General features: G+C 41.1%; 20 protein-coding genes and 1 tRNA gene. 8 read left to right on the top strand and 13 right to left on the bottom strand.

The annotated features are described in order from the left end of the window. Positions 1–159 precede the first annotated feature (159 nt). Positions 160–1,758 carry a transcription termination factor Rho gene (gene rho, locus HOP08_10765; protein NOT75402.1) on the top strand — a complete coding sequence of 533 codons (1,599 nt, stop codon included), beginning with the start codon at positions 160–162 and terminating at the stop codon, positions 1,756–1,758. Positions 1,759–1,813: 55 nt separating this feature from the next. Here rho and HOP08_10760 read toward each other — a convergent pair whose 3' ends face one another. Then, positions 1,814–2,902 (bottom strand): hypothetical protein, encoded by a 1,089-nt coding sequence (locus HOP08_10760; GenBank protein ID NOT75401.1) that lies wholly within the window; start codon positions 2,900–2,902, stop codon positions 1,814–1,816. 8 nt (positions 2,903–2,910) lie between these two features. After that, positions 2,911–4,065, bottom strand: a complete 1,155-nt coding sequence (locus HOP08_10755; protein ID NOT75400.1) for a DEAD/DEAH box helicase — start codon at positions 4,063–4,065, stop codon at positions 2,911–2,913. Between the two features lie 129 nt (positions 4,066–4,194). Between HOP08_10755 and HOP08_10750 the strand changes: the two genes are divergently transcribed. Further along, positions 4,195–5,526: a dihydroorotase gene (locus HOP08_10750; protein ID NOT75399.1), complete on the top strand. Its 1,332-nt coding sequence runs from the start codon at positions 4,195–4,197 to the stop codon at positions 5,524–5,526. Positions 5,527–5,584: 58 nt separating this feature from the next. Here HOP08_10750 and HOP08_10745 read toward each other — a convergent pair. Then, positions 5,585–5,658, bottom strand: a tRNA-His gene (locus HOP08_10745). A gap of 121 nt (positions 5,659–5,779) precedes the next feature. Between HOP08_10745 and HOP08_10740 the strand changes: the two genes are divergently transcribed. Beyond that, positions 5,780–6,025, top strand: coding sequence for a hypothetical protein (locus HOP08_10740; protein ID NOT75398.1), 246 nt, complete (start codon positions 5,780–5,782; stop codon positions 6,023–6,025). A 64-nt stretch (positions 6,026–6,089) separates the two neighbouring features. Here the strand turns inward: HOP08_10740 and HOP08_10735 are convergent, their stop codons facing one another. From HOP08_10735 to HOP08_10725, 3 genes are all read right to left on the bottom strand, one after another. Continuing rightward, positions 6,090–6,836, bottom strand: a complete 747-nt coding sequence (locus HOP08_10735; GenBank protein ID NOT75397.1) for a hypothetical protein — start codon at positions 6,834–6,836, stop codon at positions 6,090–6,092. A gap of 172 nt (positions 6,837–7,008) precedes the next feature. After that, positions 7,009–7,773: an alpha/beta hydrolase gene (locus HOP08_10730; GenBank protein NOT75396.1), complete on the bottom strand. Its 765-nt coding sequence runs from the start codon at positions 7,771–7,773 to the stop codon at positions 7,009–7,011. A 2-nt stretch (positions 7,774–7,775) separates the two neighbouring features. Beyond that, on the bottom strand, positions 7,776–9,701 hold the full coding sequence (locus tag HOP08_10725) for a 1-deoxy-D-xylulose-5-phosphate synthase (GenBank protein ID NOT75395.1): 1,926 nt from the start codon (positions 9,699–9,701) through the stop codon (positions 7,776–7,778). A 146-nt stretch (positions 9,702–9,847) separates the two neighbouring features. On the opposite strand from HOP08_10725, the gene HOP08_10720 reads away from it, so the two are divergent. The 3 genes from HOP08_10720 (at position 9,848) to HOP08_10710 (ending at position 12,929) form a co-directional block, all read left to right on the top strand. Further along, positions 9,848–10,618 carry a segregation/condensation protein A gene (locus HOP08_10720; GenBank protein NOT75394.1) on the top strand — a complete coding sequence of 257 codons (771 nt, stop codon included), beginning with the start codon at positions 9,848–9,850 and terminating at the stop codon, positions 10,616–10,618. 140 nt (positions 10,619–10,758) lie between these two features. Further along, the gene (locus HOP08_10715; GenBank protein NOT75393.1) at positions 10,759–12,024 is read left to right on the top strand and encodes an amidohydrolase family protein; all 1,266 of its coding nucleotides are present in this window, start codon (positions 10,759–10,761) and stop codon (positions 12,022–12,024) included. Positions 12,025–12,065: 41 nt separating this feature from the next. Then, positions 12,066–12,929, top strand: coding sequence for a TIM barrel protein (locus tag HOP08_10710; GenBank protein NOT75392.1), 864 nt, complete (start codon positions 12,066–12,068; stop codon positions 12,927–12,929). Positions 12,930–12,939: 10 nt separating this feature from the next. Here HOP08_10710 and HOP08_10705 read toward each other — a convergent pair whose 3' ends face one another. The 3 genes from HOP08_10705 to HOP08_10695 all read right to left on the bottom strand — a co-directional run bounded on the left by HOP08_10705 (position 12,940) and on the right by HOP08_10695 (position 17,288). Then, entirely contained in the window at positions 12,940–15,330 is a 2,391-nt protein-coding gene (locus tag HOP08_10705) for an FtsX-like permease family protein (protein NOT75391.1), read from the bottom strand. Positions 15,331–15,550: 220 nt separating this feature from the next. Beyond that, the gene (locus tag HOP08_10700) at positions 15,551–16,417 is read right to left on the bottom strand and encodes a DUF4097 family beta strand repeat protein (GenBank protein NOT75390.1); all 867 of its coding nucleotides are present in this window, start codon (positions 16,415–16,417) and stop codon (positions 15,551–15,553) included. A gap of 55 nt (positions 16,418–16,472) precedes the next feature. Then, a complete protein-coding gene (locus HOP08_10695; protein NOT75389.1) occupies positions 16,473–17,288 on the bottom strand; it encodes a purine-nucleoside phosphorylase in 816 nt (271 codons plus the stop codon). 167 nt (positions 17,289–17,455) lie between these two features. Here HOP08_10695 and HOP08_10690 point away from each other — a divergent pair, with 167 nt between their 5' ends. After that, a complete protein-coding gene (locus HOP08_10690; GenBank protein ID NOT75388.1) occupies positions 17,456–19,318 on the top strand; it encodes a gamma-glutamyltransferase family protein in 1,863 nt (620 codons plus the stop codon). A 34-nt stretch (positions 19,319–19,352) separates the two neighbouring features. Here HOP08_10690 and HOP08_10685 read toward each other — a convergent pair whose 3' ends face one another. The 3 genes from HOP08_10685 to HOP08_10675 are packed head-to-tail and all read right to left on the bottom strand — an operon-like array spanning position 19,353 to position 21,817. Then, entirely contained in the window at positions 19,353–20,120 is a 768-nt protein-coding gene (locus HOP08_10685; protein NOT75387.1) for a creatininase family protein, read from the bottom strand. A 6-nt stretch (positions 20,121–20,126) separates the two neighbouring features. Further along, positions 20,127–21,065 (bottom strand): lytic transglycosylase domain-containing protein, encoded by a 939-nt coding sequence (locus HOP08_10680; GenBank protein ID NOT75386.1) that lies wholly within the window; start codon positions 21,063–21,065, stop codon positions 20,127–20,129. Further along, positions 21,065–21,817, bottom strand: coding sequence for a TIGR00730 family Rossman fold protein (locus tag HOP08_10675; GenBank protein ID NOT75385.1), 753 nt, complete (start codon positions 21,815–21,817; stop codon positions 21,065–21,067). Before HOP08_10675 ends, HOP08_10680 begins: the two co-directional genes overlap by 1 nt. 68 nt (positions 21,818–21,885) lie before the next feature. Here HOP08_10675 and HOP08_10670 point away from each other — a divergent pair, with 68 nt between their 5' ends. After that, on the top strand, positions 21,886–22,971 hold the full coding sequence (locus HOP08_10670) for a family 43 glycosylhydrolase (GenBank protein ID NOT75384.1): 1,086 nt from the start codon (positions 21,886–21,888) through the stop codon (positions 22,969–22,971). On the opposite strand, the gene HOP08_10665 is transcribed toward HOP08_10670, so the two are convergent. Next, complete coding sequence (locus HOP08_10665) at positions 22,960–23,868, bottom strand: TIGR01777 family protein (GenBank protein NOT75383.1); 909 nt, start codon at positions 23,866–23,868, stop codon at positions 22,960–22,962. The two genes, HOP08_10670 and HOP08_10665, sit on opposite strands and share 12 nt — an antisense overlap. Between the last annotated feature and the right edge of the window lie 45 nt (positions 23,869–23,913).

Raw genomic sequence — 23,913 nt, 5'->3', positions numbered from 1 at the left:
CAATCAGGCTTCCCCCGGCCGTTTCCGATAGATAAATTCAACGTTTTACTGTTCTTAAGCTTATCAAAATCAATTTTAGTACGGAGTTCATCCGGTCTCTCTTAGCGTGACTTTTCACATACTTAATATCAAACACACCAAATACTTTTTTTAATTCTCATGCATACTATTGACGATCTCAATATCAAGCTCCTGTCTGAATTAAAGGACATCGCTGAAGAAATGGGCGTAAAAAACGCCAAGAAGCTTGCCAAGCAAGACCTCGTTTACAAAATTCTGGATCAGCAAGCACTCAAAGAAGATGCTCCCGCAAAAAAACAAACAGAAGATGATCGCAAGATGAGACCACGCAGACGTGAAAACGTTACACCACCTCCTGCACCTTCAAAAAAAGAAGCAGCTCCTGCAGTCGAATCAAGACAATCGGGCAATAAAGAGGATGGACAAAGGGCTCCAAAATTTGAAGAGGCTCAACCGAAATTCGAAGAAGCCCAACCGAAATTTGAGGAAGCTCAACCAAAGTTTGAAGAATCTCAACCTCGTCAGCAAGCTCCTCAGCAATCAAACAACACCACTGAAGGTGCTCCACGTGAGTTCCAACAAGATCGCCAGCAGCAGGCACGCATTCTTAACATCAAAGATTTTGACGGCGCCATTACGAATGAAGGCGTTCTGGAATTGATGCAGGATGGCTATGGCTTCCTGAGATCTTCTGATTACAACTACCTCGCCAGTCCGGATGATATCTACGTATCTCCATCCCAGATAAAATTATTAGGTCTTAAAACCGGTGATACCGTACGCGGTCAGATCCGACCACCAAAAGAAGGTGAGAAATATTTCGCCCTTCTGAAGGTTGATAATGTAAATGGAAAAACAACTGAAGAAATTCGTGATCGTGTTGCTTTTGAATACCTCACACCTCTTTTCCCTAACGAAAAACTAAAATTGAGCACAACGCCAGACAACATGTCTACGCGTATCCTTGATTTATTTGCACCGATCGGTAAAGGACAACGTGGTATGATCGTCGCTCAGCCAAAGACTGGTAAAACAGTTTTGTTAAAGCAGATCGCAAATGCTATCGCTGAGAATCATCCGGAAGTGTATCTAATTGTATTGCTGATTGACGAGCGTCCTGAAGAAGTAACTGATATGGCTCGCAGCGTCCGCGCTGAAGTTATTGCCTCTACTTTTGATGAGCAGGCTGATCGTCACGTAAAAATCGCCAGCATCGTTTTGGAAAAAGCAAAACGTATGACTGAGTGTGGCCACGATGTGGTTATCCTATTGGATTCTATTACCCGTCTGGCACGGGCTTATAATACTGTAGTTCCTTCTTCAGGAAAAATTCTTTCCGGTGGTGTGGATGCAAATGCTCTTCACAAACCTAAGCGTTTCTTTGGAGCAGCCCGTAAAATTGAAAATGGCGGTTCATTGACTATCATCGCTACTGCCCTCATTGACACAGGTTCTAAAATGGACGAAGTTATTTTTGAGGAATTCAAGGGTACTGGTAACATGGAGCTTCAGCTTGATAGAAAATTATCCAACAAACGTATTTATCCTTCTATTGATGTACCGGCTTCAGGAACACGTCGTGAGGAATTGCTTATGAAGGATGATGAACTTGCCCGTGTTTGGATCCTGCGCAAGTATATGAGTGACATGAATTCAATCGAAGCAATGGAGTTTCTCTTAAGTAAAATGAAGGGAACTCGCAACAATCAGGAGTTTCTTATCTCCATGAATGGGTAAGAGATTCTTTGATTTATAAATATTCTGAAGTAGGGCGCTGGATGATTTCAGCGCCTTACTCTTTTACAAACCTGCCATTCTGATCCCGGTAATAGTAGAGTTCTTTGTTCTTTCCTGAATCATCATCGAAAAGGAGAAGCAAAAATCTATTCACCCCATTATTCAAAAACTCTCCAACATCTATTTCAAAATCCTTATGTATGGATTGAGTATAGATCTGCTTTATAGTAAGTAATTTTTCTTGCGTCTTTGGATTGAAAACAATAATGGTAAATGGAGAATTTTCCGCATAGTTGAGAGTAAGATGTATTGACCGTTCTGAAGTGGATTTCTGTCGTACCGCTGGTTTTGTAAAATTCACTTCAGTCGTCTCCAATAATCTCAAAACAAGATTTTCATTCTGAACAGAGTAGATGTTATAAGTAAAAAGCCCTTCACTATCGAGGGTATCAACCAGTTGATACTTTAATTGAGGAATCCCGTAAGCATTTCGCATACTATACTGCTCGCTAACAAGAACTGACTTAATAGAAGTTGACTTCCTTCGATATACTTTGAATTTCTGTATATCCTCAATCCGTTCCCCGGAAACAGTCCATTCAAACCTGACAATGGACCTTTGCTGGTCCTTTCTGGAAGCAGGACGCTTCGTTTCTAATGGCTGTCCATCTGCTCGACTACTTAGCTGAATTTTAAAATCGCAAAAATCACCAAGAAATCCATCAATATTCACCAAATAGGTGATTTGAGGTTTTAATGAGTCAAGTCGTATAAACACATCGTCCTGCCGGATTTGACTAAGACATTTCAAAATTTTGTAGGTCTTTATCTCACAAGGATTTCCTTCGATGATCACCGCCTGAACACCTTTCTTTTCGCGACACTCCTGTGAGGACACATTTAAGAAATAAGTGCCTGGCTTAGGTACTGTGAAATCAAACCATTGATCATTATGATAGACAAGACATTTGTTGGTCAGCTCTTTATTTATACAACTCCACTCAACTGAGGCATTGTCTGTGGAAGAATTCAAGGCAGCTTCATCCAGGATAAGCCGAAGACGTGCGTTGATACTATTATTTTTTACCTGAGCAGTTGAAGTCGAAGTAAATAAAATAAACAGGCACGTGATGAAGACTTTCAAATTTTAAATCATTTCTTCTTCCTGCTGTGAAAGGCTCCTCTGAATTCCGGATCTTCATATCGTTTCTGTCGATCGATCTCTTTCGCAATGATCTGCGCTTCTGCTAAAGGCGTAGGCTCTACTTCAACACCTTCCGGAATTTTTTTTGTCGCAATCTTTTCCTTCATGAGTTGCTCAATCTTCTGAATATGGTAGCGCTCTGCTTCATTCACGAAAGTGATAGCTTTACCTGTTTGAAAAGCTCTTCCTGTCCTGCCAATGCGATGAATATAATCGTCGTACTGCATCGGCACCTCAAAATTTATAACGTGTGAAACATTGGTAACATCAATTCCGCGGGAAGCAACATCGGTGGATACGAGTATGCGCAGTCCGCCTTCCTTGAATTCATTCATCGCATTGATGCGTGTATTTTGACCTTTATTTGAGTGGATCACTCTGACCGGTCCCATTTGGCGGCGGTCAATAAACTTAAATACGTTATCCGCGGACTCTTTCGTGCGGGTAAATATCATTACACGGTTAAAGTCAGTTTTATCTTTTAAGAGATACTCTAGCAAATGAATCTTTGTTTTAAGATTAGGCACATGAAATAGCTCTTGCTCAACCTGCTGCGCCGCCATCGTCTGGGGAGTTGCCTCAACCTTAACAGGGAATTCAAGAAACTCCTGTGACAACTTTTCAACCTTCTCCGGGAACGTTGCTGAGAAAAGAAGATTCTGTCTTTTGGAAGGAATCACTTCAAATATTTTTCTCAATTGATGCATAAATCCCATGTCCAGCATTCGGTCAGCTTCATCAAGCACCAGAGTTTTTATTTGCTTAACAACAATTTCATTTCTGAAATAGATCTCCATAAACCGACCTGGCGTTGCGATCAGAAGATCAACTCCTGATTGCAAAGCTTCAATTTGTGTTTTAGGTCCAACGCCACCATATAGAATTCCGATCCGTAGGTCAGTGTGCTTCGCTAAAACCCGGGCATGCTCGGCAATTTGAACAACGAGTTCTTTTGTAGGCGCGAGAATAAGCGCCCTGGCATCTTTACCCTGGGCATAATTTACTTTTTTCAGTACCGGCAGCAGATAAGCGGCGGTTTTTCCTGTTCCTGTTTGAGCAACTCCAATCACCGCCTGGCCCCCTAGCACCAACGGAATTACCATTTGCTGAATTTCCGTTGGGTTTTCAAAGCCTGCTTCTTCAATCCCCTTCAGGAGCTGGGGGTTCAATTTCAGGCTTTCCCATGAATAATTTCTGTCTTCCAAATCAAATGGATTTATCTTTACCAATGAATGAATACCCTCATTGTTAACGCGAAGATAGTAAACGAAGGTAAGGTCGTCGAAAGTGATATTTTGATCCGAAATGAAAGGATCGAAAAGATAGGCTCTCACCTGTCAGCAAAAGACGTCAATGTCATCGATGCAAAAGGAAAACACTTGCTTCCGGGAGCCATTGATGATCAGGTTCATTTCCGTGAACCGGGGCTTACTCATAAAGGAACCATCCATTCAGAATCAAGAGCCGCAGTTGCTGGTGGAGTGACCAGTTTTATGGAAATGCCTAATACAGTTCCACCTGTATTCACACAAGAGCTTCTTGAGCAGAAGTATTCAATCGCATCAAAAGGATCTCTTGCTAACTACTCTTTCTTAATTGGTGCCTCGAATGATAATCTTGAAGAGGTATTGAAAACAGATCTGAAGAAAGTCTGCGGACTAAAGATTTTTATGGGATCATCAACCGGAAACTTATTAGTGGATGCGCCCTCTGTTCTCGAAGGTTTCTTTTCAAGATTTCCGGGAATTATTGCTACTCATTGTGAAGACGAACCCACTATCAGAAAAAATACAGAAGAGTTTAAATTGAAGTATGGTGAGGATATTCCTGTTGAGTATCATCCACTCATAAGAAGTGCGGAAGGTTGCTACAAATCTTCATCCTTTGCTGTTGGACTTGCAAAAAAACACGGCACACGGCTCCATATCCTGCATATTTCTACCGCGAGAGAAGTAGAACTCTTCAGTAATTCTTTACCTCTTGAGAAGAAAAAAATAACTGCAGAAGCATGTGTTCATCATTTGTGGTTTAATGATTCTGACTATTCAAGATTAGGCACTAAAATAAAATGGAATCCCGCGATCAAAACGAGCAGCGATCAACAAGCCATTTTCGACGGGGTGTTGAATAATTATATTGATGTGATCGCGACTGATCATGCTCCTCACACTATAGAGGAAAAAGAAAATTCATATTTCAAGGCGCCTTCTGGCGGTCCGCTTGTTCAACATAGCCTGGTTACTATGCTTGAATTCTTCCATCAGGGTAAGATCACACTTGAAAGAATTGCTGAAAAGATGTCTCACAACCCGGCGATCCTTTTTCAAATAGAAGATCGTGGTTTTATAAGGGAAGGATACTTTGCTGATCTTGTATTAGCAGATCTTAATAGCCCCTGGACGGTTGATAAGAATAATATCATAGCAAAGTGTGGATGGTCTCCCTTTGAAGGACAAGCCTTCCAATCACGCATAACCCATACATTCGTTTCGGGCAATCTGGCTTTCGAAAACGGCATTATTAACGAGTCCAGTATCGGAAAAAGGCTCACTTTCAAACGATAAAAAAAGTCGAAAAAAAAGAAACCCTGCGTATCATACACAGGGTTTTTGCTCGTTTTTGGGTGAATGATGGGGCTCGAACCCACGACCTCCAGAATCACAATCTAGCGTTCTAACCAACTGAACTACATCCACCGTGTTGGGACTGCAAAGTTAGGTAGGCTTAAGGATTTTGCAAACATTCATTTTCGTGAGCGGCTTTTGAGAAATGGGGCGGCTTTTTTCAAAAAAAACTTTTCAATAAATTTAATTCGTGATCACTGAAAAAGATTTTCAATTACAAACACTTCATCAGCAAATAGGCTTGCTGTATGAACATGGCTCGTGCGTTATGAGCATTCGTTATTATGGATACAAAGTGAATCTTTATCTGTTAGGCAACTTTTACCTTGAAGTATTCTATAATCACAAAAAGGATCTTATTGAAAAGATCATCCCACTGGATACGCATCATTCCAGAATGAATTTCTATGTGGATCAGATCAAGCTTTCAACATTGTAATAAACCTATAGAAATAAAAAACCCTCAGCTTTGAGGGTTTTTTATTTATGATTTCAGAAGAGTCTTAAGCTGGTGTTGCTGCTGCTTCAGGTGTTTTTATTTGCTGTTTCAACACAACATTCTTACGGGCTTTATATCCGCAGTAGCTGCACTGATAGTGCTTGATAAGCTCACCTTCTTCAAGTTCAGTAGGCTGCTTAACGATTTCCTCACGCAGAACTTTAAAGGTCTGGTAATTACATTCAGGACACTGAATAGCATGAAGGTGACCTGCATACTTTTCAATTTTAATGAAGCCTGTTTCCTCATCCTTCCAAACGTCATAGTCAACTGAATAAAGGTTTTCTTCAGCTTGCATACCTTCATCCAAGTGAACATCTTCTTCTTCTTCACTCAGCAACTTCATTGGTTTGCCGGTTTTAGGAGAAATTCTTGGAGCGTAACGCAAAACTTTGAGGCGTTTCTCGATGAAGAATGGATAGTAGAATTTCAAAAGGTTTTGAACGATCAAAGCCGCAATAATTCCCAGCATAACTGTGAGGAATCCGCGTACAAAAATCAAGATAGTTGTGAGTTCAACAATGTTTCCGTTAAAGTAGAAACAAACGCCAACGATCAATACAAGAGAGCCATACCAAAGGAAATTGACCTCGTTTTTATTGATAAAGTCATACTTGTCTTTGTTGTCGGGAACTGTGGACAACCGGACAAGATATCCCAGTATAATCAAAATACCGAGAGCCCAGCAACCATAGGCAAGGTTATGGGCCAGGTCATTCCAGGATGCATAAGAAACGGGACTATCACTCATGGTGTTTAGTTTTTCAGTTATTAATGGGGACAAATATAAAAACTATGTTTATTCCTACAATTCAACTTCTGTTGCCTATTAGGCGAATTCTGTTGCCACTTTGGCTAATTGAATCACCAATTTAACGGGATTAAAGAAAAATTCCAATGCAACCGAAAATTAAATCTCCTGTTCAGGGCAATATTCCATAGGTAAATCTCTTAATCTCCTCTTCACATTCCTTTGAGGCCTCAAAAAAGCCCATGTGAGCGACATTTTTCAATTCTAAAACTTTGAGATTTCGGCCAATTTTAGCCATTTCCCTTGAAATTTGAATAGGGATGGATGTATCCTCTTCTCCTGCAATTAATAACTTAGGAATATCATTTTTTGTCCAAAACGCATTTCTATCCAGCCGGTCTCGCATAGCACGTGTGTACTTCACTAAGGTCTCTTGTTTCGTCTCTGAAGCGATCTTATAAACATCCTTAATCGCACTATTGCTTTTATCTGCAAACAATGCAGGAACAAATGTGTCAATGAATGGCTGAACTCCGTGTGAGTTTACAAACTCAATTACCTTATTTCGGTTTTCTTTTTTGTCAGGCGTGTCAGCAAACGAAGAAGAATGAAAAAGACAAAGTCCTTTCACAAGAGCTGGATGATTCTCTGCCAATGAAAGCGCTACATATCCTCCCAATGAATGTCCTATCACAATACTATCCAGAATATTATTGCTGAGTAATGTGTTTGCTAAAGTTTTTGCTACATCATCAATTGAAAATGGGCCATCAGGAATCGTTGAACTTCCAAAGCCAGGAAGATCAAGAGTAATTACTCTGAAAGAAGAAGTGAAGTGCTTTACAAAATCTTTCCAGATTTCATGGGTCTCACAAAATCCGTGAATGAATATTAGATTCGGACCCTTTCCTTCTTCTTTAAAATAAAGGGAAGCCATCGCTATACATTTTTGGAAACAGACTCAAGCATAGAGATCACAGCTTTTTCAATTCCAATTGGACCAAATCCACTTTCGTTATGAAGTTCGAGTTGTTCGCCATGCTCTATCACTTCATCCGGAATTCCTAATCGCCTTACCTGAGCTTTATAAGAATGATCTGCCATAAATTCAAGGATTGCACTTCCAAATCCACCCTGAAGGCATCCATCCTCTACCGTTATGATCTTTTTATATTTTGAAAAGACCTCATGCAATAACTTTTCGTCCAGAGGTTTTACAAAGCGAATATCGTAATGACCAATACTGATGCCTTGAAGTTCCAGTTTCTCACACACCTCTACCGCATAGTTTCCAATATGTCCAAAAGTCAGGATCGCCAGGTCGTCACCCTCTCTCAGTTTCCTGCCTGTTCCTATTTCAACTTTTTCAAAGGGCGTTCTCCACTCTTCCATCACACCCTGTCCCCTTGGATAGCGAATTGAAAATGCTCCTCCTTCTCTTGGAAGTTGTGCGGTATACATCAGATTGCGTAACTCCGATTCATTCATGGGAGCGGATACAATCATATTCGGTAAGCAACGGAAGTAAGAAATATCATACGCTCCATGATGAGTCGGACCGTCTGATCCCGCAAAGCCAGCACGATCAAGGCAAAAGTTAACAGGTAGATTTTGAATGCATACATCATGCACAACCTGATCATAGGCACGCTGCATGAATGAACTATAGATGTTGCAAAACGGAATCAATCCTTGTGTAGCAAGTCCTGCAGAAAACGTAACAGCATGTTGCTCAGCAATGCCCACATCAAATGCGCGTTCCGGCATTTCCTTCATCATAATATTCAGAGAAGAGCCTGAAGGCATCGCGGGGGTGATTCCCATGATCTTGTCATTGGCTTTCGCCAATTCCACGAGAGTGTGGCCAAATACGTCCTGATACTTGGGAGGCTGAGGCTTGTCGTATGTCTTTTTGAAGATCTCTCCCGTAATCTTGTCAAAGGTGCCTGGTGAGTGCCAGGTGGTCTTATTCCCATTCTCTGCGGGTAAGTAGCCTTTGCCCTTTACAGTGATACAATGAAGGATTTTAGGCCCTTTTATGTTTTTAAGGTCATTTAGCACTGCCACCAGATGATCAACATCGTGGCCGTCTACCGGACCAAAATATCTCAGATTCAACGATTCAAAGAGATTGCTTTGGCTCAATAATGTTGCCTTTAATGCAGTGTCAACTTTGGAAGCAATTTCCTGAGCGTTCTTTCCAAATTTTGACAACTTACCAAGTAAGTTCCAAACCTCATCTTTAAATCTGTTATAGGTCTGTGAAGTTGTTATGTCTGTCAAATAATCTTTTAATGCACCGACGTTCGGATCAATCGACATACAATTGTCATTGAGAATTATCAGAAGATTTGTATCGGAAACACCCGCATTGTTAAGACCTTCAAATGCAATCCCTCCTGTCATCGCTCCATCACCAATGATGGCAACATGTTGTTTGTCATCGACCTTCAGGTACTTTGAAGCCGCAGCCATTCCAAGTGCTGCAGACACAGACGTTGATGAATGTCCTACACCAAAGGCATCGTAAATGCTTTCGCTTCTTTTAGGGAAACCAGAAATTCCTTTATAAACACGATTCGTATGAAAAGCTTCTTTTCTTCCTGTGAGTATTTTATGGCCATATGCCTGATGACCTACATCCCAAACGATCTGATCATACGGTGCATTGAAAACATAATGAAGCGCAACTGTTAATTCAGTAACACCCAGACTGGCTCCAAAATGGCCGCCGTAAATCGATACATTATCAATGATGAATTGACGGAGTTCCTGACACAGTTGAACTAATTGCGCCTGATCTAATTTCTTGAGGTCGGCAGGACTGTTGATTTGGGCTAAAAGTTTACCAGGGGTAATAAGCATAGTCTGGGACGCGTATAATCTTCAAACAACTAATGAATGTAACTGTTTAGACCCTATTTAAGATCAAAAATCATTCAAATTTACGGATTTGATTTTCATTCCTGTTTTGTCCGTGTATTTGATATTTTTGCGCCTCGCTAATTATCATGACGCAAGAAACTTTTGAGGTAAAACTCCCGCTTTTTAAAGGTCCTTTTGACCTGCTCCTGTTCTTTATTGAGAGGGATGAACTCGACATTTACGACATCCCAATCTCCAAAATCACTAACGATTTTCTGGACTACCTCCACCACCTGGAAAGCCTGAACGTAGAGCTTGCCAGTGAATTCATCCTGGTGGCCGCAACGCTCATGAGGATTAAGTCAAAAATGCTTCTACCACGTCCTCAATTAGACGAACAAGGAAATGAAATAGACCCTCGTGAAGAGCTCATTAAACATTTACTCGAGTACAAAAAGTACAAATCTGTGATAGAATCCTTCCAAAAAATGGAGGGGGACGAATTGACCAAAGAGAAGAGGGGCAACATTCAGAGGGAGTTAAAATCACTTGCGGCGGCAGTCAATGTTGAGGCAGAACTACAGGATGTAGACCTCTACAAGCTTATGCAGGTTTTCGAAAAAGTGATCAAGCGCTTTGACGAAGAAAAGAACCGCCCCGTACATCAGGTGGTACAATATCCCTATACCGTTGAAGGCCAGAAGGAATATATATTAAATGAATTGACCAGAAAGCGCACGCTGTCTTTTACCGAAATGCTGGAGCTGACTCCCACCCGCGTGGCATTGGTTTTTAATTTTCTTGCAATCCTTGAAATGCTTGCCAATGGCGCATTGGAATTACAATTGGGTGAAGGCTACAACAACTTCTGGGTAACACTTCGTGATGCTGTTGAAACTCCCTCTTTAGAAAACTAAGGATTTATTTTATCCAGCTTAAAACCTATCGACTGCATCGATAGGTTTTTTTATTTTCACTATCCAAAGTGGATTGTCGATTTTATAAAACTCTCATACAATTCAGCTACCTTCATTCTCAAAGAATCAACCCGTACGCAATGCGATATCTGATCTTACTCTTTCTATCATTTTCACTTCTTGCTAATGGACAGACAAAAGGAAGTTATCTCTTACAACCTGATCGTGTTTTCGATGGGTTAGAGATGCATGAGGGTTGGGTAGTCCTGGTGGAAAATGATAAGATCATTTCTGCTGGCTCGAAAGAATCCATTAAAGCTGTTAAGGATACTCAGGTTATTATGATGCCTGGAACTACACTTTTGCCAGGACTCATTGAAGGGCATTCTCACCTTCTTTTATACCCCTATAACATTACGGATTGGGATACTCAGGTGCTGAAAGAATCTGATGCTTACCGCACCGCCAGAGCCACTGTACATGCCAAAAACACGCTTTTTGCAGGTTTTACGACGGTTAGAGATCTGGGAACAGAAGGGGCGGGCTATGCTGATGTTGCTCTAAAACGAGCCATCAATGAAGGCATAATTCCAGGACCGCGTATGATCGTAGCAGGTCGCGCCATTGTTGCTACAGGTTCTTACGGACCAAAAGGATATGATACGGACATGGAGATTATGCTGGGAGCTGAACCTGCTGATGGAAATGATCTCATCCGTGTTGTAAGAGATCAGATTGGTAAGGGCGCTGATTTTATTAAAGTATATGCTGACTATCGCTGGGGTGCTAAAGGAGAAGACCAACCTTCTTTCACATTGGATGAATTAAAGCTGATCAATGAAGTTGCCCGTAGCAGTGGTCGTTATATGGTCTGTCACGCAAAGAGCATTGAAGGAATGCGTCGAGCCATATTAGCTGGAGCTGAAACCATTGAGCATGGTGATTTTTTGAATGAAGAGATTGCTCAATTAATGAAGGAACATAAAGTCACATATTATTCTACTGTTGCTGCTGTCGATGCTATCACTCAATATCGTGGATGGAAAAAGGGAAAGGACGAAGAGCCGGCTTCTGTAAAACAAAAGAAGAAGAGTATAAAGATCGCAGTGAATGCGGGCGTAACAATGGGTGTCGGTGGTGATGTCGGTGTATTTCCACACGGAGAAAATGTCTACGAAATGGAATTGATGGCCGAGTATGGCGGTATGAAGTTTATCGATATACTAAGATCGGCCACTACCATCAATGCCAAAGCGCTGCATATGGAAAATGAGATCGGCTCCATCAAGAGTGGATGGAAAGCAGATCTGATGGCAGTGCAGGGAGATCCTTCAAAAAATATTTCAGATCTAAGAAAAGTAAAGTTCGTTATGAAAGACGGTGTCATTTATAAGGATGACAAGTAAGCTTCAAAGCGAATTTGTAATTTGTAACATATTAACTCACTATGAATCGGAAGCAAGCCATTACATCTCTCGCTGCGGGTGCAGCCAGTACACTGGGGTTCTCTCAATTTGCCAAGGGTATGAATATTCTTCCTGACGATTTAAAAAACAATATCAATCATTCTGTTTGTCAATGGTGCTATTCAAGTATGCCGCTTGAAGAACTTGTGATTGCTTCAAAAGAAATTGGATTAAAGTCAGTGGAGCTTTTGAATTCAGAACAATGGCCAATAGCAATCAAGCATGGCCTTACCTGTGCAATGGGATATGCCAGTCCGATGGGGCTTACAAAAGGATTCAACGACCCTAATCTTCATGAACAATTCTTAAAGGATTATGCGCTGAATATTCCAAAAGCGGCTGAAGCAGGGTTAAAAAGTGTCATTTGCTTCAGTGGCAACGCAAATGGATTATCCTATGAAAAAGGGCTTGAAAACTGCGCAAAAGGCCTTGAACCGGTCATGAAGATTGCTTCAAAGTATAATATCACGGTCTGCATGGAGCTACTGAACAGCAAAGTTGATCACAAGGATTATCAATGTGATCATACTGAGTGGGGAGTTAAACTCTGCGAAAAGCTTGGCTCCCCAAACTTCAAACTCTTATATGACATTTATCATATGCAGATCATGGAAGGTGATGTGATCGCCACGATTAAGAAGCATAGCAAGTACATAGGTCATTATCACACAGGAGGTGTTCCAGGGCGTAATGAAATTGATCAAACACAGGAGCTTTATTATCCTGCGATCATGCAAGCTATTGTTGACACTGGTTTTAAAGGTTATGTTGCTCAGGAATTTATTCCCAAACGCCCAGACAAGCTGGCTTCTTTAAAACAATGCGTTGGAATCTGTGACGTGTAAGCCCAGGAATCTATTCATCTCGTAAAGAACTTACAGGATTTGCCATGGCTGCCCTTACAACATGATATCCTACGGTAAAGAAGGTAATCACTAATGCAACTGTTGCAGACAGGACGAACATCTTCCATTCATTCTTCAACTCAAGATGATATGTAAATTTCTGAAGCCAGTCATTGGTTACATACCATGCTACAGGCAAAGAGATTACAATACCGATGGATACCAACATGAAGAACTCCTTTGAAACCATTACCACCAGATTATTGACATTGGCACCAATAACCTTGCGAACCCCAATTTCTTTTCTTCTTTGTTCGGTAGTATAGGCTGCAAGACCAAGGAGCCCAAGACATGCTATGATTATAGTTAGTCCTGAGAAAGCCGTAAAAATCTGACTTCTCTTCTCATCTGCTTTATACTGAGAATCAAGATCTTCATCCAGAAATACATACTCAAATGGATTGTTTGGAAACACTTGCTTCCATTCTCTTTCTACTGCTGCTATGCTGTTCCGGATATCTCCTTTAGCAATTCTTACGAATACATAATTTTGTTCACGCTGAAGAATTATAAACATTGGTTCAATGGCATCGTATAGAGAATTCTGATTGTAATCTTTGATCACACCAACCACTTTTCTTTCAGGCGAGGCGTTCGGACCACCACCAAAAACAAATTTTTTACCGAGTGGATCCTTCCATCCCATTCTCTTAACCATACTTTCATTGACAATGACCGCAAAGGCGGTATCACCAGGATTATCTTTTGAGAAATTTCTACCTTCCGTGATCTTCATCCTCATGGTATTGAGATACTCATAGTCAGCAGAGAAGATATCAGCACCACGATCAACCATTTTGCCATCAGAATCTTCTACTTGCAATAATATTTTCCCAATGCCTTCTCCAGGAGAGGTGTCTGCTTTTCCTGCTGCAATCACTTCTGGTAGCTTTCGCAATCGATCTGCTAACACTTCTCCGTTTCGCCTCATTTCACGATTAAGGTTCAAACGCACTACGTTTTCCTTATCAAATCCCAGATCTTTATTTCTCAGGAATTGCAATTGATCAAAAACTACAAGCGTGCTGATCAGCATAAAAAAGCTCAATCCAAACTGAATCACCACCAGCGATTTTCTCAGCAGAGCATTGCCTCCCTTACCCGAAAGTTTCCCCTTCAAAACATTTACCGGACTGAACCCTGACAAATAAAAAGCAGGATAGCTTCCGCCAAGAATTCCCGTTATCAGCACAATGACAACCAATCCAGCCAAAACCGGCGTTTGCATTATGTAAGAGAATGGAAGGTGCTTATTGGCAAGCGAATTGAAAGCTGGCAATAGTGCATAGATCAGGATAAGACTGATAGTTAGAGCAATCATTGCAACCAAAACAGATTCTGTGAGGAATTGAGCTATCAATTGTCCACGTTGTGAACCCATCACTTTTCGTAGACCAACTTCCTTAGCACGATTCACGGATCGCGCAGTTGCCAGATTCATGTAATTGATACACGCAATCAGGATCATAAAAATCCCGATCGCAGTAAAGTAGTAGATGTAGGTGATGTCACCACCCTCTTCTGCTTCATCCTGAATTTTAGAATGAAGATGGATCGATGTAATAAGCTGAAGATTGTACTTCACTTTTACACCCATCCTTTCGAATATCGGATTTACCTTTTCTTTAACAACCTTCTCAAGAGTGGCGTCAATCTTTTTAAGATCATAGTTGGGCGGAAGCTGAATGTAGGTTGTTACTCCGAAATTTCCCCAGCCACCCTGGAACTGCGGCCTTGTACTTCTTGAGATCAATCCATCAAATCTGAAATGAGAATTAAGAGGGACATCCTTTATAATTCCGGTGATCTTAAAATTTTCATTCTGCTGATTTACCAATGATTGATTCAATGCCTGTATTGGATCAGAAAAATATTTTCTGGCAATGGATTCAGTTAAAACAATGTTAAATGGATTGTCCAGTGCTGTGGAAGGATCTCCGGCAAGGAAATCATAAGAGAACAAATCAAATACAGTTGAATCTGCCATGAAAAACTTGTTTTCATAGAATTGCAAATCGCCATTCTTATACTGATTTCTATTGGTGCCGATGAATCGGATAGCGTTTTCAATTTCAGGATAGTTGTCTCTCAGTTCTTCCGCCAACGGCATTTGAGTCGAGGACCATGTGAATGCATTGTCCGGCTCTTTTATATCTGATATGATTCTGTAAATATTATCAGCGTTTTTATGATATCGATCGAAGCTTGTTTCATCAAGAATGTATAAAAGCAAAAAGAGGCTACAGGTAATACCAATGGTGAGGCCTGCGATGTTGATGGCAGAATATGTTTTATCCTTCACGAGATTTCTGAAGGATATCTTGAGTAGATTTTTAAACATAGGAAATGGATTGTTGCTTTAATCGAACGACACCTGAAAAAAGAAAGATACCCTAAGATGGTAAAGGGAGCAATAAAGTTTTAAATGGCTTTTCGGGGAAATGAATGCGGTATCTCTACCTATTTCTGGATGAGAAAAGACTCGATGTTTGCACCCTTTGTTCGTCATAAAACAAAAAATCCACCCGATGAGGTGGATTTAAAAGAGGTTCTCGTTTCTGTTATTGCTTTGTCAGTTTCACCCTTGCATCATCTGCGCGAATGTTAACTTTTGCAGTACCACTTGCCAGCACGAGTCTGGTTCTATCTTCAGAATCTTCTTCTGTAGTAAAATCGCCTTGCGTAATTACTCTTCCGTCATCATGACGAATATCAAATTTCCCACCGCCTTTGGTGATGAGAAATGAAACCAGTCCATCCTGTGCTTCAATAAAATACTCTCCATTATCCGCGAGAGAGGTTTCAATGATTAGATCACCATCGTCTACTTTAGCATCAACAAAAGTAAAATTCGCATTGCTGATCTTTATATCTGAATCATCTCCATCAACTTCCAGCGAGCCTTTGCCTTCATCCATTGTGATGTCGCCATCGTCCATTCGGAAATAAAACTTGTTCCCTGAGCATTGTGCCAAATCCACATCAGCATCATCAAGCTGTAACGAGATTGCGCCATCAATATTCTTGATCCAATAATCTCCATCATCACCTTTTACTTTCAGGCTCGCTCCTTCAGGTGCTTCAATTGTGATCGTGTATTTTTCGTAATGATATCCAATCATTCCAATCGTAACTGAATTCGAATGCTCTCTGATCTCAAGATCTCCCGCTTCTACAGAAATATCTACACGGAAGTCATCGTGACCTCCAAAGGTGATTCCCTTGGTACTGACAACTCGGTCAATTTTTACATGAGCCGTTTTCCGATTTGAGCCGGTGATGTAAACCTTAGCATCCGAGGAGGTCAACTGGATGGTTCCTGTTGGGTTAATGGTATAATCCTTATCAAGGTGAAATTCGCCTTCAACCTTTTGAGCACTTACTGAAAATGCCAAAAACAGCAAAAAAACAGATAGAATGGACTTCATAAGCTTTTTGATTTAGTCCATTAGACGCTTATGGCAGAATAAAGGTTGCTTAAAATTATAACTGTTTTATAAGGTTTACATACAGTTCTGTAAGCTTACTCTCCGCTTTGCCTGCAACTTTTACTATTTCAGAAAGGACAGCAGGTTTCAGGTTATCAGGATCACAGTCATCCGTAAGAACAGAAATCGCACAGCAAGGCATGCCCATATGGTTGGCAACGATCACTTCCGGAACAGTGCTCATACCAACAGCATCACCACCAATCTGACGAAGGAATCGATACTCAGCACGCGTCTCAAGATTAGGGCCCATTACACCAACGTATACTCCAACATTCAGCTTGATCTTAAGTTTCTTTGCAATTCTGATCAGTTTTTTATTGAGCTCATGAGAATATGGCTGACTCATATCCGGAAAACGTGGCCCCAACACTTCAAAATTTTCTCCACGAAGAGGGTTATCCGATTGGAGGCTGATGTGATCATCAATAAGCATCATTTGACCTTTCTTCCATTTCATATTCATGTTTCCCGCCGCATTTGAAATGAGCAGGTTCTCAACTCCAAGCATTTTCATTACACGCACTGGCAGTGTGATCTGTTGAGTATCATATCCTTCATAATAATGAAAGCGGCCCTGCATGGCAAGCACTCTCTTTCCCTTTATGGTTCCATAAATCAATTTTCCTCTGTGATACTCTACTGTTGAGACAGGGAAATGAGGTATTGAGTTATAATTTATCTCTATTGGATTCTTTATCTCTTTAACAAAAAGATTTCCAAGGCCTGTACCTAAAATAATACCTACTTCAGGTTCTGTTATCCCATGATGGCGAATGAATTCTGTTGCTTCTTTGATTTCCTGTAACATAAATGTTTCGTTGTGTGATCAAATATAACAGCAAATAAACATGGAAAAAGTCGCTTCTCATGTTCTTTTTCCGGTCGTCACAAATAGGGGGACATGCCTGAGACATTTCATATATTAGAGAAGTGTAAGCCGCCTTAACTCAATACCCTTTGTCTAAACCTTATTTCATGAAAAAGATTATCATTTTCTTACTCTCCGTTTTATCTTCCTCAGCATGGAGTCAATCATTCAATAATTTTCCAGTTACTACACAAAAGCCTCCTTTGCATGGGAAGCATTGGATGGCCATTACTGGCAAACCATTGGCAGCAACAGCAGGCGCAACGATTTTTATTAAGGGAGGCAACGCAGTAGACGCATCGTGCGCTATGCTTGCGGCCACTGCAACGATGTGGGATGTATTAAGCTGGGGTGGAGAAACTCAGGCACTCATCTATAATCCAAAAACAAAAAAAGTAATTGCTATCAATGCAATGGGTGTTGCCCCGACTGGTGCGACTGCAGATTTTTTTAAAAGTAAAGGGATGAAATATCCTCCTGAGTTTGGTCCTCTTGCAGCAACAACTCCTGGAACACCTGGTGGTTTGATGACCATGCTTGCTGAATATGGAGTCTTAAGTCTTAAAGAAGTATTGGCGCCTGCTATGCAACTTGCAGAAGGATATCCCATCGAAGCACAGACTGCAAACTCTATTGAAAGAGGCAAAGCAGAAATCAAGAAGTGGCCTTATTCTAAAAAAGTTTTTTTACCTCATCTCGGGTCAACGAGAGAAGCTCCTGATGCCGGAGAAATTTTTGTTCAAAAAGATCTGCTCGCCACGCTTCAAAAACTTGTCGAAACTGAACAGCAGGCATTAAAAAAAGGCAAAACTCGTAAAGAAGCTATTTATGCGGCTTATGATCGCTTTTATAAAGGTGACATAGCTAAAGAAATTGTGCGGGGTTCGCAGGAACAAGGTGGACTATTCACAGAAGCGGATCTTGCCAACTGGAAAGTAAAAATTGAAGAACCAACGATGACCACTTACCGCGGCATTGAAGTTTATAAAATGCAGCAATGGACTCAAGGGCCTGCGCTGTTGCAAACTCTTAACATCCTTGAGAACTTCGACCTCAAGGGCATGGGTTATAACTCAACCAAATACATTCACACCCTATATCAGGCAATGAATCTCGCTTTTGCGGATCGCGATTTCTATTATGGAGATCCGGCCTTTGCAAAGGATCAGCAGCCTATGAAGGGTTTGCTGTCGAAAGAATATGCAAAGGAAAGAATGAAGCTTATAAATTGGGAAATGAATGATCCGAAAATTGGTCCTGGTGATCCTTATTCTTTTGAAGGAAAACAAAATCCATTTTTAGAGGTATTGAAAAAATGGGGTACGGATCAGGCATCCCTGCATCAATTCAATAGTCCACTGAGTGAGAAGTATCTCGAAGATTTTGCTGCAGGGACAACTTCTGTTGAAGCAGCTGATAAAGAAGGTTGGGTTGTCTCCATTACACCCAGTGGTGGTTGGGTACCCGCATGCATTGCCGGAAATACCGGAGTTGGAATGAGCCAACGCATGCAATCATTTGTTCTGGATGCAAAGGAAAGTCCTTTCAATGTTGTTGAGCCTGGTAAAAGACCGCGTGTAACATTGACACCGAGTCTTGCATTAAAAGACGGGAAACCTTTTCTGTCATTTGCCAAACAGGCCGGTGATGAACAGGATCAACTACTACTTCAATTCTTTTTAAATATTGTTGAATTCGGAATGACTGTTCAGGAATCCACAGAAGCTCCGAGTTTCAAAACATTGCAGATGTATTCAAGCTTTGGGAATCATGAGAAGGCGGCGGGAGGCTTAACACTTAACAGCGTGATGCCCGCATGGACAAGAAAAGATCTTACCCGAATGGGTTATAAATTAACTTATCAGGATCGCACCAGCGGACCGATCAATGCAATCTATTTTGATTGGGCTCACGGCAGCTTCTGGGGAGGAAGCAGCAATCACGGAGAGGACTATGGAATTGGATGGTAAGATGATTTGAGAAATTGTATCGATAATCTTCCAATTATCGATACAAATCATTTTGAGCAGTCCTGGATACTTCCAAGAAAAAGTGAGAGACTTTTTGTGTAACTGCTTTTACATATCGCTCACCTTTGTCAGCAGAAGCTTTACGCGGATCGCCAACACCAGTATCTTTTGTAACCTGAGTCCATTTACGCTCGGCCCATGCCCAGCCTTCCAGAATAGCAGAGAATCGAAACTTCTTTGCAGTTCCATCCCCTGCTTGTGATAACGGAAGTACCAATTCAGGCGTAAGATGCATCATAACACTTGTCTCCATTTCACCAGCATGATCATCCTTGTGTTCAAAGAATTCCTTCTGATCAACAGCCTGAAACCAATTGCATTGGCATAAGAACATAGAAGGGAATTTTAATCCAAGCTCACGAATCATTGTCTTGAAGTCATTTCCACCATGACTATTCAGAATAATAAGTTTATAAATCTTATGACGATCAAGTACCTCCACTACATCGCGAAGGACAGCCAGTTGTGTACTTGGATTCATGTTCATGTCCAGCATGACATCATACTGACCTGTGTTTACGCCAAACGGTATAACCGGCAGTACAATGATTTTTGCTCCTTGCTCCCAGGCGATCTTCGCTGATTCTGCCGCTATTCTTTCCGCTTCAATGATGTCAGTTCCATATGGTAAATGATAATTGTGAGCTTCGGTAGCACCCCACGGAAGAATCGCCAGATCATAGCTTGCATCTTTAACTGTCTTCCAACTTATATCGGCAAGAATATAGGGACGTGGTTCCATTTCGACTTAAGAGTTAATCGGAATTGCTATGCGATAACTTTTTCCTTTTTTAACAGGTAAATTTTCTTCTCTCAGCCACGGATTGTGTCTTTTGAGAAGCTTGTAGTTAATTCCGTTTTTCTGAGAAAAGGCTATTAGGTCCTTGATTGATTCCGTCACCGTGATATATCGAACTTTCTCTCGTTTATAGAGATGACTGACATCTGGCTTAAATCCATACCTGGACGGGTGCTCAATGATTTCCTTGATGGCGAGGATTCTGAACACATATCTTGACGTCTCATCATTCAAATAAAGATCATAATAGGAAGAGACATGTTGATTTTCGAGTGACTTACCAATACCTGTCATGCCTCTGTTATAGGAAGCTGCTGCAAGCGTCCACGTTCCAAGCTTCCGTTTTGCCTGATTCAAATATTTACAGGCAGCGACAGTAGCCTTGATAGGATCATAGCGCTCATCCACTTCATTAGTGATTTCGAGTCCGAATTCTCTTCCCGAAGTTTTTAATATCTGCCAGAATCCAACCGCTTCCTTTGGGGAAATGTCATTCAGCAATGCTGATTCAATGAGCGGCAGGTATTTAAAATCTCCTGGTATTCCATTCTTTTCAAGTACGGAATCAATTTGAGGCAGCCATCGATTGGCTCGTTTTATGAGGAACAATGTGTTGCTATGGAGATAGGTATTGATCTGAAGTTCCTTGTCAAAGCGTTCGCGTACATCAGGATCTGATAACGGAACATCTTCTTCTGCAAACGAAAATTTCTTTGGAACATCGATGGACACCGCCATCAATTGCTGAGACTCACCAACATCCTCGAGGGCAACACCATCATCGGAGAAAGAATCCTTCTCCGATGGTTCGTTCATTCCTGAATAAGTAATGTATCCAAGAAGTATAACAAACGTTGCAATGGATATGTAGGAAGAAAGGTCCTTCATTAAAAGTTAGGCGACAATAAATACTTTGCGTAGAATTCATCAATTACTTTGACTGCATCTTCAGGAGTATCAACGATATTGAACAGATTTAAATCGTCTGGGTGCACCATGGCTTCTTTGACAAGCACTTTCTTAACCCAATCTACCCATAGACTCCAGAATTTTCTTCCCACCAAAACAATCGGGAAGCGTCCAATCTTTTTGGTTTGAATAAGGGTAAGTGCTTCCGTCAGTTCATCTAATGTTCCAAAACCTCCTGGCATTACGATGAATCCCTGTGAATATTTTACGAACATGACCTTGCGAACAAAAAAGTAATCAAAGGTGATGAGCTTATCAGGATCGATGTAGGGATTACCCTTTTGTTCATGTGGTAAATAAATGTTCAATCCTACCGACTTACCACCTGCACGATGAGCTCCTTTGTTTCCCGCTTCCATGATTCCTGGTCCACCACCTGTAACAACGCCATATCCGTGATGAACAAGTTTGTATGCGATATCTTCTGCAGTCTTATAATAAGGATGGCCGGCTTTCACGCGTGCTGATCCAAAGATGGTAACGCAAGGACCAATTTTAGCGAGCTTTTCAAAGCCTTCAACAAACTCACTCATGACTTTAAAAATCACCCATGAGTCAGAACTCTTTATCTCCGCCCAGTCTTTGTCTTTAAATGCCTTGCGGATGCGATGTTCTTCTTCCAATGCAGCCTTCATGAGGTCTTCTCCGCCCTTCTTTTTTTTAGTTGCCATAGTTCTCTATATTTCTTTTCAATTCAACATCGAAGATAAAGGAAATGAAGGAAACTAATCGCAAATGGATGTTTAGCTGTTTTTACAGCATTCTCCTTCTATTGATCATCACAGGTTGCGGCGAAAAGAAAACAGATCAACAGACCGATTGGGCAATCCTTCCTTTTGAAAAGGTAGATAGTGTTAATCCTGTTCTTAATCCTGGAACCAGTGTATTTAATTGTCCCATACTTGGAAAAAGTGTGAAATGGGATGAGAAAGATGTTTTCAATCCTGCAGCGGTTGTTCGTGATGGAAAGATTTTTCTTCTCTTTCGCGCTGAAGACATCGTTGGCAAATATGCAGGCACCTCCCGCATAGGACTTGCAGTAAGCGAGGATGGATTGCACTTCACAAAAATGCCAGATCCGGTTCTCTTTCCGGATAACGATTCACTGAAGATATATGAATGGGAAGGTGGAGTCGAAGATCCAAGAATTATAGAAAGCGAAGACGGAACCTACTTTCTTACATACACAGCCTATGATGGAAATCTTGCAAGGCTTTTAATCGCATCTTCAAAAGATCTTGTTCATTGGACAAAACATGGATTGGTGTTTCCGGGAAAATACAAAGACACCTGGAGTAAATCCGGAGCTATTGTAGGGAAACAAATGGGTGAAAAGATCATTGCTCAAAAAATCAATGGAAAGTACTGGATGTATTGGGGCGATACCGATCTGTTCCTTGCATCATCAGATGATCTCATTCACTGGACTGCTGAAGAAACTTCTGATGGAAAATTGAAATCAGTTTTAAAACCACGCAAAGGTTATTTCGATAGCAGACTTGTAGAAAGCGGACCTTATGCCCTTATCCGTGAAAAGGGAATTGTACTTCTTTACAATGGTATGAATCTTGAAAAAGATGATTGGGATCCGGCTCTTGGTGCGGGTGCTTATTGTTCAGGGCAGGCACTCTTTGATCTCAATGATCCATCAAAACTGATTGATCGTCTTGAAAAGAATTTCCTTAAACCGGACAAGCCTTATGAGATATCCGGTCAGGTCAATCAGGTTTGCTTTATTGAAGGTATGGTTCCATTCAAAGGAAAATGGTTTTTGTATTACGGCACAGCCGATTCAAAAATTGCCGTTGCTGTTTCAGGAATATAAATCTTTCAATGCAGTCTCCAGTTCAGTGAACCTGAACTGATATCCTGCACGCTGAATTTTATCTGCCGAAACATTTCTGCCGTTTATTACAATCACTGCCATCTCACCAATAACAATGTGAAGGACAAATCCTGGTACCGCTGGTGCCCACAAAGGTTTATGTAGAATTTTGGCAATAGCTTTGGTCATTTCACGATTACTTACTGGATGAGGAGCAACAGCATTATATGCTCCAACCATTGCTCCATCTTCTACTGCCTTTAAAAAAATCCCGCACAGGTCGTCCATGTGTATCCAGCTTAGTATCTGACGCCCTGATCCAAGGGGTGAGCCGACAAATAATTTTACAGGCCTTGCCATTTCCGTCAAGGCTCCTCCCTTTTCGCTAAGAACAATTCCAATCCTGATCTTTGAAACCCGAATTCCTAAGGAAGTAATATTGTCTACTTCCTTCTCCCATCGCACGACGACAGTAGAGAGAAAATCTGTTCCATACTCACTCTCTTCCGTTGCAACAATATTGTCATCGAGTCCAAACCCATAAATGCCAATGGCTGATGCTGAGATAAACGTCTTTACAGAGTGCTTCTCGTTCTTCAATGTATTGTACAATAAGGCAGAAGAGAGTGTTCTGCTTTCAAGTATTTCTTTTTTTCTTTCTTCTGACCAGCGCTTATCCGCTACGCCAGCACCCGCCAGGTGAATGATCGTATCAACGCCAGCAAGTGCGGCCGGATCCAGTTTGCCCTTTTTGACATCCCAAACAAATGAAGGTACACTGCCCGATTTTTTCTCTCTGCCAAGGTGAGCAACCTGGTATCCCTTTTGCAGAAAAAGTTCTGTCAAGCGGCTGCCTACTAATCCTGAAGCTCCCGTAATTAAAATTGAAGTTGCCAAAACAGTATTTTTTAAATGATCTTTGCCTTAATATAACCCCCTTAT

This window comes from Cyclobacteriaceae bacterium (assembly GCA_013141055.1).
Taxonomy (GTDB): domain Bacteria; phylum Bacteroidota; class Bacteroidia; order Cytophagales; family Cyclobacteriaceae; genus ELB16-189.
This window is presented reverse-complemented; position numbering and strand designations above follow the sequence as displayed.